16 protein-coding genes are annotated in these 15325 nt (G+C 70.0%); 9 read left to right on the top strand and 7 right to left on the bottom strand.

All coding sequences use genetic code 11. The features are described from left to right. Nucleotide 1: 1 nt before the first annotated feature. Nucleotides 2–949, top strand: coding sequence for an LLM class flavin-dependent oxidoreductase (locus tag EDD92_RS22280; protein WP_185124093.1), 948 nt, complete (start codon nt 2–4; stop codon nt 947–949). A gap of 52 nt (nt 950–1001) precedes the next feature. Here EDD92_RS22280 and EDD92_RS22275 read toward each other — a convergent pair whose 3' ends face one another. The 3 genes from EDD92_RS22275 to phoU form a co-directional block, all read right to left on the bottom strand. Further along, nucleotides 1002–1250, bottom strand: coding sequence for an SCO4226 family nickel-binding protein (locus EDD92_RS22275; protein ID WP_030941423.1), 249 nt, complete (start codon nt 1248–1250; stop codon nt 1002–1004). Nucleotides 1251–1419: 169 nt separating this feature from the next. Then, nucleotides 1420–1572, bottom strand: coding sequence for a hypothetical protein (locus tag EDD92_RS49925; protein ID WP_185124092.1), 153 nt, complete (start codon nt 1570–1572; stop codon nt 1420–1422). Between the two features lie 131 nt (nt 1573–1703). Further along, entirely contained in the window at nt 1704–2405 is a 702-nt protein-coding gene (gene phoU, locus EDD92_RS22270) for a phosphate signaling complex protein PhoU (protein WP_123965958.1), read from the bottom strand. Nucleotides 2406–2651: 246 nt separating this feature from the next. Here phoU and EDD92_RS22265 point away from each other — a divergent pair, with 246 nt between their 5' ends. Next, nucleotides 2652–3920: a cell wall metabolism sensor histidine kinase WalK gene (locus EDD92_RS22265; RefSeq protein ID WP_123965957.1), complete on the top strand. Its 1269-nt coding sequence runs from the start codon at nt 2652–2654 to the stop codon at nt 3918–3920. Further along, on the top strand, nt 3917–4597 hold the full coding sequence (locus tag EDD92_RS22260; protein WP_009340348.1) for a response regulator transcription factor: 681 nt from the start codon (nt 3917–3919) through the stop codon (nt 4595–4597). The genes EDD92_RS22265 and EDD92_RS22260 overlap by 4 nt, the downstream gene beginning before the upstream one ends. Before the next feature lie 69 nt (nt 4598–4666). Here EDD92_RS22260 and EDD92_RS22255 read toward each other — a convergent pair whose 3' ends face one another. Then, nucleotides 4667–5338, bottom strand: a complete 672-nt coding sequence (locus EDD92_RS22255; protein ID WP_123965956.1) for a DUF461 domain-containing protein — start codon at nt 5336–5338, stop codon at nt 4667–4669. 613 nt (nt 5339–5951) lie between these two features. On the opposite strand from EDD92_RS22255, the gene EDD92_RS22245 reads away from it, so the two are divergent. The 6 genes from EDD92_RS22245 (at nt 5952) to EDD92_RS22215 (ending at nt 12396) form a co-directional block, all read left to right on the top strand. Next, entirely contained in the window at nt 5952–6434 is a 483-nt protein-coding gene (locus EDD92_RS22245; protein WP_003953493.1) for a CarD family transcriptional regulator, read from the top strand. 277 nt (nt 6435–6711) lie between these two features. Beyond that, entirely contained in the window at nt 6712–7464 is a 753-nt protein-coding gene (gene ispD / locus EDD92_RS22235) for a 2-C-methyl-D-erythritol 4-phosphate cytidylyltransferase (RefSeq protein ID WP_123965954.1), read from the top strand. Continuing rightward, nucleotides 7454–7954 (top strand): 2-C-methyl-D-erythritol 2,4-cyclodiphosphate synthase, encoded by a 501-nt coding sequence (gene ispF, locus EDD92_RS22230; RefSeq protein ID WP_123965953.1) that lies wholly within the window; start codon nt 7454–7456, stop codon nt 7952–7954. Before ispD ends, ispF begins: the two co-directional genes overlap by 11 nt. 167 nt (nt 7955–8121) lie before the next feature. Further along, nucleotides 8122–9519 carry a cysteine--tRNA ligase gene (cysS, locus tag EDD92_RS22225; protein WP_123965952.1) on the top strand — a complete coding sequence of 466 codons (1398 nt, stop codon included), beginning with the start codon at nt 8122–8124 and terminating at the stop codon, nt 9517–9519. Nucleotides 9520–9627: 108 nt separating this feature from the next. Then, entirely contained in the window at nt 9628–10569 is a 942-nt protein-coding gene (gene rlmB / locus EDD92_RS22220; protein WP_123965951.1) for a 23S rRNA (guanosine(2251)-2'-O)-methyltransferase RlmB, read from the top strand. A gap of 147 nt (nt 10570–10716) precedes the next feature. Further along, nucleotides 10717–12396, top strand: coding sequence for a DoxX family membrane protein (locus EDD92_RS22215; RefSeq protein ID WP_185124091.1), 1680 nt, complete (start codon nt 10717–10719; stop codon nt 12394–12396). Nucleotides 12397–12571: 175 nt separating this feature from the next. Here EDD92_RS22215 and EDD92_RS22210 read toward each other — a convergent pair whose 3' ends face one another. The 3 genes from EDD92_RS22210 to EDD92_RS22200 form a co-directional block, all read right to left on the bottom strand. Further along, nucleotides 12572–13303, bottom strand: a complete 732-nt coding sequence (locus EDD92_RS22210; RefSeq protein ID WP_123965950.1) for a nucleotidyltransferase family protein — start codon at nt 13301–13303, stop codon at nt 12572–12574. Nucleotides 13304–13421: 118 nt separating this feature from the next. Continuing rightward, nucleotides 13422–13877: a hypothetical protein gene (locus EDD92_RS22205; protein ID WP_123965949.1), complete on the bottom strand. Its 456-nt coding sequence runs from the start codon at nt 13875–13877 to the stop codon at nt 13422–13424. Between the two features lie 236 nt (nt 13878–14113). Then, the gene (locus EDD92_RS22200) at nt 14114–15250 is read right to left on the bottom strand and encodes an ABC transporter ATP-binding protein (protein ID WP_123965948.1); all 1137 of its coding nucleotides are present in this window, start codon (nt 15248–15250) and stop codon (nt 14114–14116) included. Between the last annotated feature and the right edge of the window lie 75 nt (nt 15251–15325).

Genomic DNA, 15325 nt, shown 5'->3' with positions numbered 1-15325 from the left:
CGTGCGCTGCTCGATCGTTCTGCCCATCGCTGTCACCCGGCCCGAACAGGCCGTCCCCTTCGCCAACCTGGTCCGCTGGACCCAGGCCGAACGGCTCTGGCAGGGGCAGTCCCAGACCATCGACAATCATCACCTCGTCAGCTGGCTCGCGGGGTTGGGCATCCGTGTCCCCAGCGGCTTCGGGGTGAACCTGACTCCGCTGAGATCCCCTTACCAGGCGGCGGCGGAAGCGCGATCCACCGCCCTGGCCACCGGCCAACCGGTGCTTGCCGCCTACGGGCCCGGCGGAGTGGAGTTCCAGCGCAATGTCCTCGGCGAGCCGTACCGTAGCCCGTTGACTGCCGTGAGCGAGTACGTCAGTACGGTCCGCGGCCTGGTCCGCGGCGAACTGGTCCACACAGAGGGCGAGCACTACTCGACCACGGCCAGACTGGTCCCGGTGCGGGCACCGGAGGTACGGGTCGGCATCGGCGTACTGCGACCCAGGATGGCCGAACTCGCCGGGCGGGTCGCCGACGACGCGGTGACGTGGCTGTGCCCACCGGACCATCTGCGGGACGTCATCGTCCCGCGGGTACGCAAGGGCAGCGCCGACGCGGGACGGGACCCGGTCCCGGTGACGGCGATCGTCCCCTGCGCGGTCGCGCGGGAGGGACGTGACGCCCGGGAGACCGCGTTCGCCACGTTCGGCATGCATATCCAGGTGGACCACTACCAGGACACTCTGCGGCACGCCGGGATCACGGTGACCGGCGAGAAGGAGGACGCGGACAAGCTCATCGACGCCGGGCTGTTCCTGTACGGAACTCCCTCGGACATCCGTGACGGCCTGCAGCGCTTCGCCCAGGCCGGCGTAGAGGAGGTCGTCCTCAACGTACAAGGTGTGTCGGCCGTCGCCGGTGCCCGCGCCGCCGCGCAGGACCTGGAAGAGATACTGCGGGCTCTGTAGCGAAAGTGGCTGCATCCCGAGGGGGGTGCTGTCCTCCTCGGGATGAGCCGCGTCACACCGACAGCGGCACCGCATGCACCTCGTCCGCCTTGTGACCCGTCCGCTCGTGGATGCGCTGGACCGCCTCCGCCGAGGGGGCCTCCGAGAGGCAGTAGACCGTGCCTGACTCGGGGTCCGCCCAGGCCCTTTCGAAGTGGACGCCCTCGTCCTTCTCTATGGCGAGGTCGGCCTGGTGGGCCTGCAACAGCTGGTCGGCTGTGATGCCCTTCATCCCGTGGTGTACGTCCATGAACTGCGCCATGGCATCGCACCTCCTTCCGATCCTCCCGACGCCGGCTTCTTCGCTCCCCTGCTTCCATGCTGCGCTCGTACGCAGTCCACGGCGACCTCGGCACTCATGACGAAGGACCCCGGCGCTGTCACCGGGGCCCTTCACCTTCGTACGAGTCGTACGGAATCAACCGGAGCGGTCAGCCGCACTGACAGGGATTGCCCGACTGGCACCCGCAGCCGCAGCCCGAGCCGCAGCCGCACGCGCCGAAGAGCGGGAGGCTCTTGATCTCGGCGGGCTGGTCCGTCTCGCGCTCCTGCGTCGGGTCGGGCGTGGTCGGCGCTTCGGCCATGGGTCCTCCTGGAGGCCTAGAGGCTGGTGCCTGTGCCCATTGCATGCCCGCCGTGCTGGGCGCATCAACGGCGCACTGTGGCGTCCACACGCCCTGCCGTCGAGGTTCACGCCCCCCGGGATCCCCTGGCCTTACGCCCCGTCGCCCCCGCCCACCGGCTGGATCTCCGGCTGGACGTCGGCCTGCAGCTCGTCCGCGTGCTCACCCGTCACCAGGAACACCACGCGCTTGGCGACGGCCACCGCGTGGTCGGCGTACCGCTCGTAGTAGCGGCCGAGGAGGGTGACGTCCACCGCCGTCTCGATGCCGTGCTGCCAGCGGTCGTCCAGCAGGTGCTGGAAGAGGGTGCGGTGCAGCAGGTCCATCTCGTCGTCGTCCTGCTCCAGCTGGAGCGCCAGGTCGACGTCCTTCGTGATGATCACCTCGGCCGCCTTGGCCATCAGGCGCTGCGCGAGCTGGCCCATCTCCAGGATGGTCGCGTGCAGGTCGTGCGGGATCGCGCGCTCCGGGAAACGGAGGCGAGCGAGCTTCGCGACATGCTGCGCCAGGTCGCCCGAACGCTCCAGGTCGGCCGACATACGGAGCGAGGTGACGACGATACGGAGATCCGTGGCCACCGGCTGCTGGCGGGCCAGCAGGGCTATGGCCCGGGCCTCCAGGTCGTGCTGGAGGCCGTCGACCTTCTGGTCGCCCTCGATGACGCTCTCGGCCAGCTTGAGGTCGGAGTCGAGGATGGCGGTCGTGGCGCGCCCGATCGCCGACCCGACCAGCCGGGCCATCTCCACCAGACCGTCGCCGATCGAATCCAGTTCCTCGTGGTACGCGTCCCGCATCAGGGATCCCTCTCTTACGTGTCCTTCGGGGCTGCCGGGGCAGGGGCCCGTCCGTCCGTCGGCCGAAAACGGCCGTTCAGAAACGGCGCTTCGCACCCCACGCTCCCACGTTCCGGCCCGTACGCGTCCGTTTCCGTCACCCCAAATGAACCATCACTGGCTCCAAGGTGAACTCTGGGCGACGAGTGTTCGAGCTCGCACCTCGACGGCTGTGGGGATGTCGTACCCCATGCCTAACCTGTTTGCATGGACGTGAACGCGGCGGTCGCCGCAGCGGCAGCGATCGCCGGGGTGCTCACCGGCGTGATCGCCATGCTGGCGTTCCGCTGGAGCGAGCGGGAGCAGAAGCGCCCCACCCGCACCTCCCTGCATACGGACCCGGTGCTTCCACCGGGTGTGGACACCGTCCTCTCCGTGCTCCGCTCCTCGGCCGTCGTCCTCGACGAGGCCGACGCGGTCGTCAAGGCCAGCTCCGCGGCGTACGCCCTGGGCCTGGTCCGCGGCGGCAGGCTCTCCGTGGAACCGATGCTCCAGATGGCCCGGGACACCCGGCGGGACGGGGAGATACGACAGGTGGAGCTGGACCTGCCGCGGCGGGGCACAGGGCGGGGCGGCGAGGCGCTCGCCGTCTCCGCGCGCGTGGCCCCGCTCGGCTCCCGGCTGGTGCTCCTGCTGGTCGAGGACCTCACCGAGGCCCGCCGCATCGAGGCGGTACGACGCGACTTCGTCGCCAACGTGAGCCACGAGCTGAAGACGCCCGTCGGCGCTCTCTCCCTCCTCTCCGAGGCCGTCATGGACGCCTCGGACGACCCGGAGGCGGTGGAGCGCTTCGCCGGCCGTATGCAGATCGAGGCCACCCGGCTCACCAGCCTGGTGCAGGAACTCATCGACCTGTCCCGGGTGCAGAACGACGACCCCCTCGAGGACGCCGAACCCGTCCGCGTGGACGAACTGGTCGCCGAGGCCATCGACCGCTGCCGCCACCAGGCCGGCACCAAGCAGATCACCATGGCCGCCGGCGGCACCGCAGACCTGCACGTCTGGGGCAACAGGGGTCAGCTGGCCGCCGCCCTGGGCAACCTTGTCGAGAACGCCGTCAACTACTCGCCCGCCCGCACCCGTGTGGGCATAGCCGCCCGCCGGGTGACCGCACCCGGCGGTGACCACATCGAGGTCGCCGTGACCGATCAGGGCATCGGCATCTCCGACAAGGACAAGGAGCGCATCTTCGAGCGCTTCTACCGCGTCGACCCCGCCCGCTCCCGTGCCACCGGTGGCACGGGCCTGGGGTTGGCGATCGTCAAGCACGTGGCCGCCTCGCACGGCGGGGAGGTCACGGTGTGGAGCTCCGAGGGTCAGGGCTCCACGTTCACCCTGAGGCTGCCGGAGGCGGGGGCTGCCCGCGACCGCGCGAACCAACACCCCGACCTGGACGATCTCGACGACGAGGCCGACCAGAGCACCCCCCAGTCATCCCCGTACGAACCGCTTCCCGCCCCGGAGGTCCTTCCGTGACCCGTGTGCTCGTCGTCGAGGACGAGGAGTCCTTCTCCGACGCCCTGTCCTACATGCTCCGCAAAGAGGGCTTCGAGGTCGCCATCGCGACCACCGGGCCCGACGGACTCGACGAGTTCGAGCGCAACGGCGCCGACCTCGTCCTCCTCGACCTGATGCTGCCCGGGCTGCCGGGCACCGAGGTCTGCCGTCAGCTGCGCGGCCGCTCCAACGTCCCCGTCATCATGGTGACCGCCAAGGACAGCGAGATCGACAAGGTGGTCGGCCTGGAAATAGGAGCCGATGACTATGTCACCAAGCCGTTCTCCTCGCGCGAGCTGGTCGCCCGCATCCGGGCCGTTCTGCGCCGCCGCGGCGAGCCCGAGGAGGTCACCCCGGCCGCCCTGGAGGCCGGCCCGGTCCGCATGGACGTGGACCGCCATGTGGTCACGGTCTCCGGCTCCAAGGTCGACCTCCCCCTCAAGGAGTTCGACCTCCTGGAGATGCTGCTGCGCAACGCAGGCCGCGTACTGACCCGCATGCAGCTCATCGACCGGGTCTGGGGCGCCGACTACGTCGGCGACACCAAGACCCTGGACGTCCACGTCAAGCGCCTGCGCGCCAAGATCGAGCCGGACCCGGGCGCACCCCGGTACCTGGTGACGGTCCGCGGCCTCGGTTACAAGTTCGAGCCGTAGGCCGACCACGGGCCTTACGACGAAGGGCGGGACCTCTGGAGAGGTCCCGCCCTTCGTCGTACGACTGACTCAATGCCCGGCGGCCGGCTTCGACGCCGACACGCTCGCGGAGGCCGCGTCGGTCGGGGTGGCCGAGGTGGACGGCTTCGACGCCGAGGTGGACGGGTTCGGGGACGCCGTCGTGCTCTTGCTCGGCGTGGGGCTGGTGCTGGGCGCGCCCGTCGGGACCTCGCTCGGACCCCACTTCTTGAAGTAGTTGTCGGACGGGACCACGAAGGCCCGCAGGCTCACTGCGCCGGTCTGGCTGAAGGTGAACGTGATCTTCTGTGCGTTGCCGTCCTGGACGGCCTCGCGGCTGCTGGGCAGGGAGGCCGAGGCGTTGCCCTTGCCGCCGATCACGAGAGAGCCGTGGGCCGGGACGGTCAGCGGACCGCTGCCCTTGGCGGGCTTGAGCTCGGCGGTCTTGCCGGTGCCGGGCAGCGTGATCGAGTCGAGCGTCTGCGCCGTGCTGCCGTTGTTGAACAGGGTCGCGGCGATCGCGGCGGGACCCGTCGACTGCAGGTCGGGCTGGGTGATGATGAGGACGTTCTGGACCTTGAGGTTCCCGACCTTGGCCGCCGCGTTGTCCGGCTTGACCTCCAACGTCTGGGCGTCGCCGCCCGCGCCGCACGCGGCGAGCGAGGCGATCGAGAACGCGATGGCGGCGGCGGCGAGGGCGCCGCGTCGAAGGCTGCTGCTCACGGCGGCGGCAACTCCTTGACTCGAGCGTGGCGACTCATAAAGCCGCCCTAAGTGTCTGTCAGCGGCCTTAGGTTACCGAGCCGTTCCCGAGTCGCCGCACCCGACCCTCCCTCTGGCCCCGGCATGGCTCACCAGGGAGTAGTCCACAGGGGGTAGCCCACGCCCGTCCGGCATTCACATAAGTACCTCCGGCATACCCGTCCGGCGGGGCGCAAAATTTCCGTGAAGGAATGCGCGGCCGCCCCCGGAATTGATCACGACGCGGAACAAGCCACAGAACAACAGGCCACGTAGTCGGGTGCCCGTGATCAATTCCGGAATCGACGCGGAAGCGACTCCCGGCATCGAACGGAGTAGCGGAAGTCGCACACTTGGAACCGGACATATGTGGATGTTCCTCCGCTTGGAGGGGCCTCCGGATGTGTGTAACGTACGCGTTTCACCTCCCCCGGACAGCCGCTCCGACCTGCGAATACCTTCTTCCACTCGGGCCGCGCAGCACGTTCCTGTTGCTGTTGTCAAGCCCCGAGATATGCCCTGACCTGCGAAAACGCCATTCAGAACCCGCGGTTTCCGTGTTACTCTGGATAGCCACGGAAGGGGTACCTGTCACATGACGTTCAAGGTTGGCGACACCGTGGTCTATCCCCATCACGGGGCCGCGCTGATCGAGGCCATCGAAACTCGCCAGATCAAAGGCGTGGACAAGACCTACTTGGTGCTGAAGGTCGCCCAGGGTGACCTGACGGTACGTGTGCCAGCGGACAATGCGGAGTTCGTCGGCGTACGTGATGTGGTCGGTCAGGACGGGCTGGACCGGGTCTTCGAGGTGCTGCGCGCGCCGTATGCCGAGGAGCCCACGAACTGGTCCCGTCGCTACAAGGCAAACCTGGAGAAGCTCGCCTCCGGCGATGTCATCAAGGTCGCGGAAGTGGTGCGTGACCTGTGGCGTCGTGAGCGCGAGCGCGGACTGTCCGCGGGTGAGAAGCGGATGCTCGCCAAGGCCCGCCAGATCCTGGTGAGCGAGCTCGCCCTCGCGGAGAACACGAACGAGGACAAGGCCGAGGCCCTGCTCGACGAGGTTCTCGCGTCCTGAACCTGACAGCAGGCGCAAGCCCGCTTCAGCACTCAGTACATTGAAATGCCGCGGTGCCCGATGACTGTTTTCTGTCGCCGGGCGCTGCGGCATGTCCATACTCAGGCGCGCCTTGCGTACGTCCGCACTGACGGGGAGGTTCCCCCGTGATACTTGGCGTGCCGGGCCCGGGCAGCTGGCTCGACCAGTGTCACGGAAGGGTCCGGTCAAGGCGTCGCGCCCGGCACTTCCCAGGCCATACCCACGCAAGGCCAGCACACAAACCTGACAGGAACCGATGTCTGACGATTCGCGCCCTTCGCCCGCCGGAACCCGCACGGCTGCGGTGATTCCGGCCGCCGGACGGGGCGTACGCCTCGGTCCGGGCGCCCCCAAGGCGCTCCGCGCGCTGGGCGGCACCCCCATGCTCATCCATGCGGTGCGTGCGATGGCCGCGTCCCGCGCGGTCTCCCTGGTCGTCGTCGTGGCCCCGCCCGACGGCGCGCCCGAGGTGAAGTCGCTTCTCGACGCCCATGCGCTGCCCGAGCGGACCGACTTCCTCGTCGTCCCGGGCGGCGAATCGCGCCAGGAGTCCGTGAAACTCGGCCTCGACGCCCTGCCACCCGACTACGACATCGTGCTGGTGCACGACGCGGCACGGCCGCTGGTGCCGGTGGACACGGTGGACGCCGTGATCGAGGCGGTACGGGAGGGGGCGCCGGCCGTCGTACCCGCGCTGCCCCTCGCCGACACCGTCAAGGAGGTCGAACCGGCGGCGGCACCGGGCGACCCGGAGCCCGTGGTGGCCACCCCGGAGCGCTCCCGCCTCCGCGCCGTGCAGACTCCGCAGGGTTTCGACCGGGCCACGCTCATCCGGGCCCACGAGACCGTGACCGACGACGTCACGGACGACGCCAGCATGATCGAACAGCTGGCCCTGCAGGTCGTGGTCGTACCCGGCCACGAGGAGGCCTTCAAGGTCACGCGCCCGCTGGACCTGGTCCTGGCAGAGGCGGTCCTGGCCCGCAGGCGGCTGAACGATGGCTTCTGACTCCTACGGCGGGCCGTTGCCCCAGGTCGGCATCGGCACCGACATCCACGCCTTCGAGGAGGGCCGCGAGCTGTGGTGCGCGGGCCTGAAGTGGGAGGGCGAGGGCCCCGGGCTGGCCGGCCACTCCGACGCGGACGTCGTCGCACACGCCGCGTGCAACGCGCTGTTCTCGGCCGCCGGTCTCGGCGACCTGGGCCGGCACTTCGGCACCGGCCGCCCCGAGTGGTCGGGCGCCTCCGGCGTCACCCTCCTCACGGAGGCCGCCCGCATCGTCCGTGAGGCGGGCTTCCGCATCGGCAACATCGCCGTACAGGTGGTGGGCCCCCGCCCGAAGATCGGCAAGCGCAGGGACGAGGCGCAGAAGCTCCTGTCGGAGGCGGCCGGAGCCCCGGTGTCGGTGTCGGGCGCGACGACGGACGGCCTCGGCTTCCCGGGCAGGGACGAGGGCCTGATGGCGATCGCCACGGCACTCGTGGTGCGGGTGAATTGAGGCGGGTCATCAGCCCGTCCGGCGTTTGAGGACGAGGCCGCTCAGGCCGAAAGCGGGGGTGTGGGGGCGGCAGCCCCCACGGGCGCGCACCCCCCAGACACCCGCACCCCACGGCCAAACCGCCGGACGGCAGCCCGCATCCCCTTCGGCCCACTACCCTAGGTCTCGTGACTATTCGCCTGTACGACACCAACGCCCGGCAGATCCGTGACTTCGTCCCGCTCACAGCGGGCTGTGTCTCGATCTACCTCTGTGGTGCCACCGTGCAGGCGGCCCCGCACATCGGGCACATCCGCTCGGGCCTCAACTTCGACATCATGCGCCGCTGGTTCGAGCACCGTGGCTACGACGTGACGTTCATCAGGAACGTCACGGACATCGACGACAAGATCATCGCGAAGGCGGCCGAGCAGAACCGTCCGTGGTGGTCGATCGGTTACGAGAACGAGCGCGCGTTCAACGACGGTTACACCGCGCTGGGCTGCCTCCCGCCGACGTACGAACCGCGGGCGACCGGCCATGTCACCGAGATGGTCGAGATGATGCAGGGCCTCATCGAGCGCGGACACGCGTACGAGGCCGACGGCAACGTCTACTTCGACGTGCGCTCCTTCCCGGGCTACCTGGAGCTGTCGCGGCAGGAACTCGACAACCTCCAGCAGCCCTCGGGCGTGGGGGAGACCGGCAAGCGCGACCCGCGTGACTTCGCGATGTGGAAGACCGCGAAGCCGGGCGAGCCGACCTGGGCGACGCCGTGGGGCCGCGGCCGTCCCGGCTGGCACCTGGAGTGCTCGGCGATGGCGCACAAGTACCTGGGCAGCGCCTTCGACATCCACGGCGGTGGCCTCGACCTGATCTTCCCGCACCACGAGAACGAGATCGCCCAGGCCAAGGCCTTCGGCGACGAGTTCGCGCGGTACTGGGTGCACAACGCCTGGGTGACCATGGCGGGCGACAAGATGTCGAAGTCGCTGGGCAACAGCGTCCTCGTCTCCGAGATGGTCAAGACCTGGCGGCCGATCGTGCTGCGCTACTACCTCGGCACCCCGCACTACCGCTCGATGATCGAGTACAGCGAGGAGTCGCTGCGCGAGGCCGAGTCGGCGTTCGCGCGCATCGAGGGCTTCGTGCAGCGGGTGGTGGAGAAGGCCGGTCCCGTCGAGCCGTCCGCCGAGGTGCCGCCCGCCTTCGCCGAGGCGATGGACGACGACCTGGGTGTGCCCCAGGCTCTCGCGATCGTGCACACGACGGTCCGGCAGGGCAACTCCGCCCTGGCCGCCGACGACAAGGAAGCTGCCGTGGCCCGCCTCGCCGAGGTGCGCGCCATGCTCGGCGTCCTGGGACTCGACCCGCTCGACGAGCACTGGGCAGGCGAGACCGACCGCGGCGACGACCTGCACGGCGTGGTCGACAGCCTCGTGCGCCTGGTCCTCGACCAGCGCGAGGCGGCCCGCGGTCGCAAGGACTGGGCCACCGCGGACGCCATCCGCGACCAGCTCAACCAGTCGGGTCTGGCCATCGAGGACGGCCCGCAGGGTCCGCGCTGGAGCCTCGGCCCGCGCTGAGCCCGGCAGCTGATCAGAAGATCGATTGTGCCGCCCGGCCGTCCGGGCGGCACACTTCATAGACGTACGAACGCACGCTTCACCCTTTCGAGAGCAGACAGGTAGGTCATGGCAGCCAACAACCGCCGCATGTCCGGCAAGAAGGGCGCGCAGGTCGGCAGTGGCGGCCAGCGGCGCAAGGGCCTGGAAGGCAAGGGTCCGACCCCGCCCGCCGAGATGCGCAAGGGGCACAAGAAGAACCGCATCGCGACCGTCAAGGCCAAGCAGACGCAGCGCCGTCCCGTGCCGCGCGGCCGCGGCGGCAGGTCGTCGTCCGAACTGGTCGTGGGCCGCAACCCGGTGGTCGAGGCGCTGCGCGAGGGCGTACCGGCCTCGACTCTCTACGTCCAGCAGTTCATCGACAACGACGAGCGCGTCCGCGAGGCCCTCCAGCTCGCCGCCGAGCGCGGCGGGATCAACCTCATGGAGGCCCCCCGCCCCGAGCTCGACCGCATGACCAACGGCCTCAACCACCAGGGGCTCGTCCTCCAGGTCCCGCCGTACGAGTACGCCCACCCCGAGGACCTGGCGAGCGCCGCCTACGACGACGGTGAGGACCCGCTGATCGTCGCGCTCGACGGCGTGACCGACCCGCGCAACCTCGGCGCCGTCGTCCGCTCCGTCTCCGCCTTCGGCGGTCACGGCGTCGTCGTCCCCGAGCGGCGCGCGGCCGGCATGACCGCCGGCGCCTGGAAGACCTCGGCCGGTACGGCGGCCCGCACCCCCGTCGCCCGCGCCACCAACCTGACGCGCGCCCTGGAGGCGTACAAGAAGCAGGGCATCGTGGTCGTCGGTCTCGCCGCCGACGGCGAGCACGAGATCGGCGAACTGGAGGCCCTGCAGGGCCCCGTCGTGATCGTGGTCGGCAGCGAGGGCAAGGGCCTGTCCCGGCTCGTCGGCGAAACGTGCGACTTCCGGGTGCGGATTCCGATGCCGGGCGGTGCCGAGTCGCTGAACGCCGGTGTGGCTGCCGGGATCGTGCTGTACGAGGCGGCTCGGCGGCGGGTCTGACGGGCCGAGGCGGCCCGTCGGCGCGAGTGAACACGCGTCCGCACCATCACTCGTACGGGTCAATCTGGGCGTCCCGGACAACGTTGACGCGATCCGGACACATCCGGCGGGTCAAAGCAGTGTCCTAACCACACGTCACTCGGTTAGATGAGTGTGGACACCAGAACACCCCGCACACCCTCGGGGGACGGCCCGTCGGGATTCGATGACGCTCCCGCGCTGAGCATGGTGAAGGTGCCGAGCGACCCGGCGCAGGTCATCGTCAATCATGCGAGCTTCCGTGTGCAGCTCGGCGCCTCGGCCCGCACCCGATCGCCGCGGATCGCACGGCACTTGACCGCCTCCCAGGACGCCGCCCGCACGCCCGTCGCCGGTACCGCCGCGGGCAGAGCGGGCGCGGGCGCCCGCCGCCGGCCGGTCGTCTGGAGCGGCAGGTCGGCCCCCGACGACACCGGCGCGCACCGCCTGCTCCAGGCTGTGCGCGGCGGCAGCGTCCGGCACGGCGACGACCCGTCCGTCGACGCAGGAGCCACCCAGGTCATCCCGCGCGTGGAGGTCGGCGGCTACGACGAGGCCTACGACGAGCTGGAACAGACCGTAGAGACCCCGATCGTCGGCGCCCAGCGCGGCCGCCCCGTCGACGACATCGTCGGCACCCGCCTCCTCCCCGGCATGCGCACCGCCGGCAGCGCATACGACGAGGAACACGCCTACGGCGCCCAGGAGTTCGAGGACTTCGACGAGACGGGCGAGTTCGACGACCCCGAGGGGTTCGACGACTCCGACGAGTTCGGCGAGTTCGACGAGGAGACGGAGGACGCCGACCGGCCCGCCAGGCGCCAGGGCGTCGACCCGGCACGGCACGCCTACTACCCGGGCCGCCGTATGAACCTCGGCGTCGTCCTCCTGCCCCTGCGCATCTTCCTCGGCTTCATCTCCATCTACGCCGGCATGGGCAAGCTGTGCGACCCCGTCTACTTCGACGGCGGCAAGCGCGGCTCCATGGTCAAGTGGCTCAACACCCTGCATCCCTGGGAAGTCGCCGAGCCGCTGCGGCAGTTCGCCCTGCAGCACCCGGTCGGCTCCGGGCTCGTCATCGCCTTCGCACAGGTCGTCGTGGGCGTGCTCACGGTCCTGGGCTGCTGGCAGCGGGTCGCCGCCGTCTTCGGCGCGCTGCTGTCGGCCGCGCTGATCGTCACCGTCAGCTGGAAGACCGTTCCTGCCTACGACGCCCCCGACATCATCTACCTCGCCGCCTGGTCCCCGCTGATCATCGCCGGCGCCCCCGTCTACTCAGTCGACGGCCGCCTCGCCGGCAGCGCCTGGCGGCGCCTGGGACCCTGCTCCGACATCTGGGACCTGCGCGCCTACGTCCTGCGCCGCGGCGCCCTCATCACGGCGATCGTGACCGGCCTCACCCTGCTTGTCGGCTCGCTGCTCGGCGGTGCGGTCCGCGACGCCGACCGGGTGATCGTCCCCGGTCCCGGCGAGGCCCCGCGCAACGAACTGCCGGGGTCCCCCCTCCCGCAGGAGCCGCACAAGCGGCACAGCCAGTCGCCCTCGGCCTCGAATTCGCCGACCCACGGCGCCACCGCCGGTTCCACGCCTTCCGGCGCGGCGACCACGCCGGGCGCCACCACCGCGACGGGCGGCACGCCCAGCCAGACCCAGGGCACCGCGGGCCGGACCCCGCCCCAGCACTCCTCGCCGTCCGGCGGCGCCCCCAGCACCAGCTCCGGCCCCACCTCCGGCGGCGGAGACGGCGGCACAGGCTCCGGCGGCTCCTCCTCCGGCGACCCGGGCCTGGTGGGCGGCCTGCTGGGGTAGCCCCCGGCTGGGAATCGGGTCCGTACGTCCATACGGAGGGGCCCCGCACGAACACCGTGCGGGGCCCCTCCGACGTGGGGAGAACTGCAACGCCCTGCTTTTTAAGGGGCGCGGGGAACTGCGCGACAAGCCCCCACCGGCCCGCGGCCAAAAGACAACCGCACCCCCCGAGCTCTTACCGCCCCAGAGCGGCCAGCTCCTTCGCTGCCTCGGTCAGATCCTTCGCCGTATCGATGGCACGCCAATACGCGCCCTGCGGGATCGGGAAACCGGCCAGCCGCCGCTCACGGGCCAGATGGGGGAAGGTCGTCCGCTCGTGATCGCCCCGCTCCGGGAGCAGATCGGCGAACTCGGGAGAGAAGACGTACACGCCCGCATTGATCTCGAACGTTGACGGCGGCGCCTCGATGAAGTCGGTGATGTGCCCGAACCCGTCCGTCTTCACGGCGCCCCACGGAATGCGGGGGCGGGCAAGTGCCAGAGTCGCGACAGCGTCCCGCTCCGTGTGGAAGTCCGCCATGTCCCGCAGCGAGAAGCGGGTCCAGATGTCGCCGTTGGTGGCGTACCAGGGCTGGTCCGGGTGCGGCAGATGGGCGGCGGCGTACTTCAGTCCGCCGCCCCGCCCGAGCGGTTCCGTCTCGACGACCGTCGTCACCTTCACCGCCAGGTCGGCCGTCTTCAGCCAGTCCTGCAGCACCTCGGCGAGATGGCCGCAGCTGACCACCACGTCGGTCACGCCCTCCTCGGCCAGCCAGGCAAGCTGATGGCCGATGATCGGAGTCCCCGTACCGGGGATCTCGACCATCGGCTTGGGCCGGTCGTCGGTGTAGGGACGCAACCGGGAGCCCTGGCCACCGGCCAGGACGACGGCTTGAACGGGGCGGGACGCGGCGCTCGGATGGGTCATGACCGAACTGTACGGCGCGTCCCGCCCGCGTCCGGAGCCGGCAACCGTTCCTTAATCAGCCGTTACCCTCCTCCGAACTGTCCGTGGTGTCCGCGGCGGAGGAGGGACGGGTCCCAGCTCAGCTGAGCGCGCCCGCGACGCCCGAGGCGAAGGATGTGTCGCAGACCGGGCGGGCGTAGGACTGGGCGCGCGTGGGGCCGTACATGCGCACCGCGGCGCGGCCCAGGGACCGGGCGATGGACACGCAGTGCTTGGCGAGCGACGGGCGCTCGTTCACGGCCTGCTGGAGGTGCGTGAGGACCCTGCCCGGGTCCTCCTCCTGGAGCTCGCCCAGGAGCTTGTCGCGCAGCACGTCCTGCGGGGCGCGATGGGCGGCCTTGGCGTCCGAGGTGATGGCGGACGCGTCCGAGGCGGTGAGGACCGAGTCCGAGGGGTTTCCCGTCCAGTTGACTCGGGTGACCGCGAGGGTCCCGGAAAGCACCAGGACGACGGGCAGGACGAGGGCGAGCGTGCGGCCGATCCGGCGGGCGGGGCCCCGGCCGCGTCGCGTCTGTTGGTTAGTGGAGTGCTTCACGCGAGTGAGAGTAGCGCCAGGTGATGATTTGGCGACATTTAGTAATCAATTCGGGGGACGAAGAGCCGCCTCGAATGGGGCGCGAAGTTGACGCACGCTGCTCGAAATGACCGGTGTGCCGGGGTAAATGTCGACAACAAGAAGGGCCCCGCAGGGGTCTGCGGGGCCCTTCTTCGTCAACCTGGGTGAATTACCCGGGATGGGTGTTTCGGGAGTTGCCGCTCGGCCGAGTGGCCTCAGTCGGTGAGACGCTCGCCGGTGGAGGTCGAGAACACGTGGGTCTCGCCCGGGCGGGGCACCACGTGCAGGGTCGAGCCCTTCTCCGGCACCCGGCGGCCCTCGACACGGACGACCAGGTCCTTGGTCTCGCCGCCGACCTCGGCGGTGCCGTAGACGTAGCCGTCGGCGCCGAGCTCCTCGACGACGTTCACGGAGACCGCGAGACCGGCCGGCTTGTCCTCGGTGGCCTTGGAGAGGGCCGCGGCGGCGCCGCCGTTCTCCTCGACGATGTCGAAGTGCTCGGGGCGGACGCCGACGGTGACGGTGCGGTCGCCCTTGTCGGAGGCGGCCTTCAGGGCGTCACGGTTGACCGGGACGACGCTGTTGCCGAACTTCACACCGCCGTCGGTGATCGGCACCTCGACCAGGTTCATGGCGGGGGAGCCGATGAAGCCGGCGACGAAGAGGTTGGCGGGCCTGTCGTACATGTTGCGCGGCGAGTCGACCTGCTGGAGCAGACCGTCCTTGAGCACGGCCACGCGGTCGCCCATCGTCATGGCCTCGACCTGGTCGTGGGTGACGTAGACGGTGGTGATGCCGAGACGGCGCTGCAGCGACGCGATCTGCGTACGGGTGGAGACACGGAGCTTGGCGTCGAGGTTCGACAGCGGCTCGTCCATGAGGAAGACCTGCGGCTCACGGACGATGGCGCGGCCCATGGCGACACGCTGGCGCTGACCACCGGAGAGGGCCTTCGGCTTGCGGTCCAGGTACTCGCTGAGGTCGAGGATCTTCGCGGCCTCTTCGACCTTCTTGCGGATCTCCGCCTTGTTGACGCCGGCGATCTTGAGCGCGAAGCCCATGTTGTCGGCGACGGTCATGTGCGGGTACAGCGCGTAGTTCTGGAACACCATGGCGATGTCCCGGTCCTTCGGCGGCAGGTGCGTGACGTCGCGGTCACCGATGCGGATGGCGCCGGCGTTCACGTCCTCGAGCCCCGCGAGCATGCGGAGCGAGGTGGACTTGCCGCAGCCGGACGGACCGACGAGGACGAGGAACTCGCCGTCCCCGACTTCGATCTCCAGACCGTCGACGGCGGGCTTCTCGGTGCCCGGGTAGATCCGGGTCGCCTTGTCGAACGTAACAGTGGCCATGGTGATGGGCCCCCTTCTACCGGCAGGAACGTGCCGGACGATCCGTTGTAGGAAGGTGGTGTAGTCCACGACAGT

This window comes from Streptomyces sp. TLI_185 (genome assembly GCF_003814765.1).
GTDB lineage: Bacteria > Actinomycetota > Actinomycetes > Streptomycetales > Streptomycetaceae > Streptomyces.
Note: the sequence above shows the minus strand (reverse complement) of the source record. Positions and strands in the feature narration are given on the sequence as shown.

Bases quoted from the DNA above. Each gene is read 5' to 3' on its own strand.
- EDD92_RS22275 (WP_030941423.1), bottom strand. From the start codon at position 1,250: ATGGCGCAGTTCATGGACGTACACCACGGGATGAAGGGCATCACAGCC.
- EDD92_RS49925 (WP_185124092.1), bottom strand. From the start codon at position 1,572: ATGGCCGAAGCGCCGACCACGCCCGACCCGACGCAGGAGCGCGAGACG.
- phoU (WP_123965958.1), bottom strand. From the start codon at position 2,405: ATGCGGGACGCGTACCACGAGGAACTGGATTCGATCGGCGACGGTCTG.
- EDD92_RS22265 (WP_123965957.1), top strand. From the start codon at position 2,652: ATGGACGTGAACGCGGCGGTCGCCGCAGCGGCAGCGATCGCCGGGGTG.
- EDD92_RS22245 (WP_003953493.1), top strand. From the start codon at position 5,952: ATGACGTTCAAGGTTGGCGACACCGTGGTCTATCCCCATCACGGGGCC.
- ispD (WP_123965954.1), top strand. From the start codon at position 6,712: ATGTCTGACGATTCGCGCCCTTCGCCCGCCGGAACCCGCACGGCTGCG.
- ispF (WP_123965953.1), top strand. From the start codon at position 7,454: ATGGCTTCTGACTCCTACGGCGGGCCGTTGCCCCAGGTCGGCATCGGC.
- rlmB (WP_123965951.1), top strand. From the start codon at position 9,628: ATGGCAGCCAACAACCGCCGCATGTCCGGCAAGAAGGGCGCGCAGGTC.
- EDD92_RS22215 (WP_185124091.1), top strand. From the start codon at position 10,717: ATGAGTGTGGACACCAGAACACCCCGCACACCCTCGGGGGACGGCCCG.
- EDD92_RS22210 (WP_123965950.1), bottom strand. From the start codon at position 13,303: ATGACCCATCCGAGCGCCGCGTCCCGCCCCGTTCAAGCCGTCGTCCTG.
- EDD92_RS22200 (WP_123965948.1), bottom strand. From the start codon at position 15,250: ATGGCCACTGTTACGTTCGACAAGGCGACCCGGATCTACCCGGGCACC.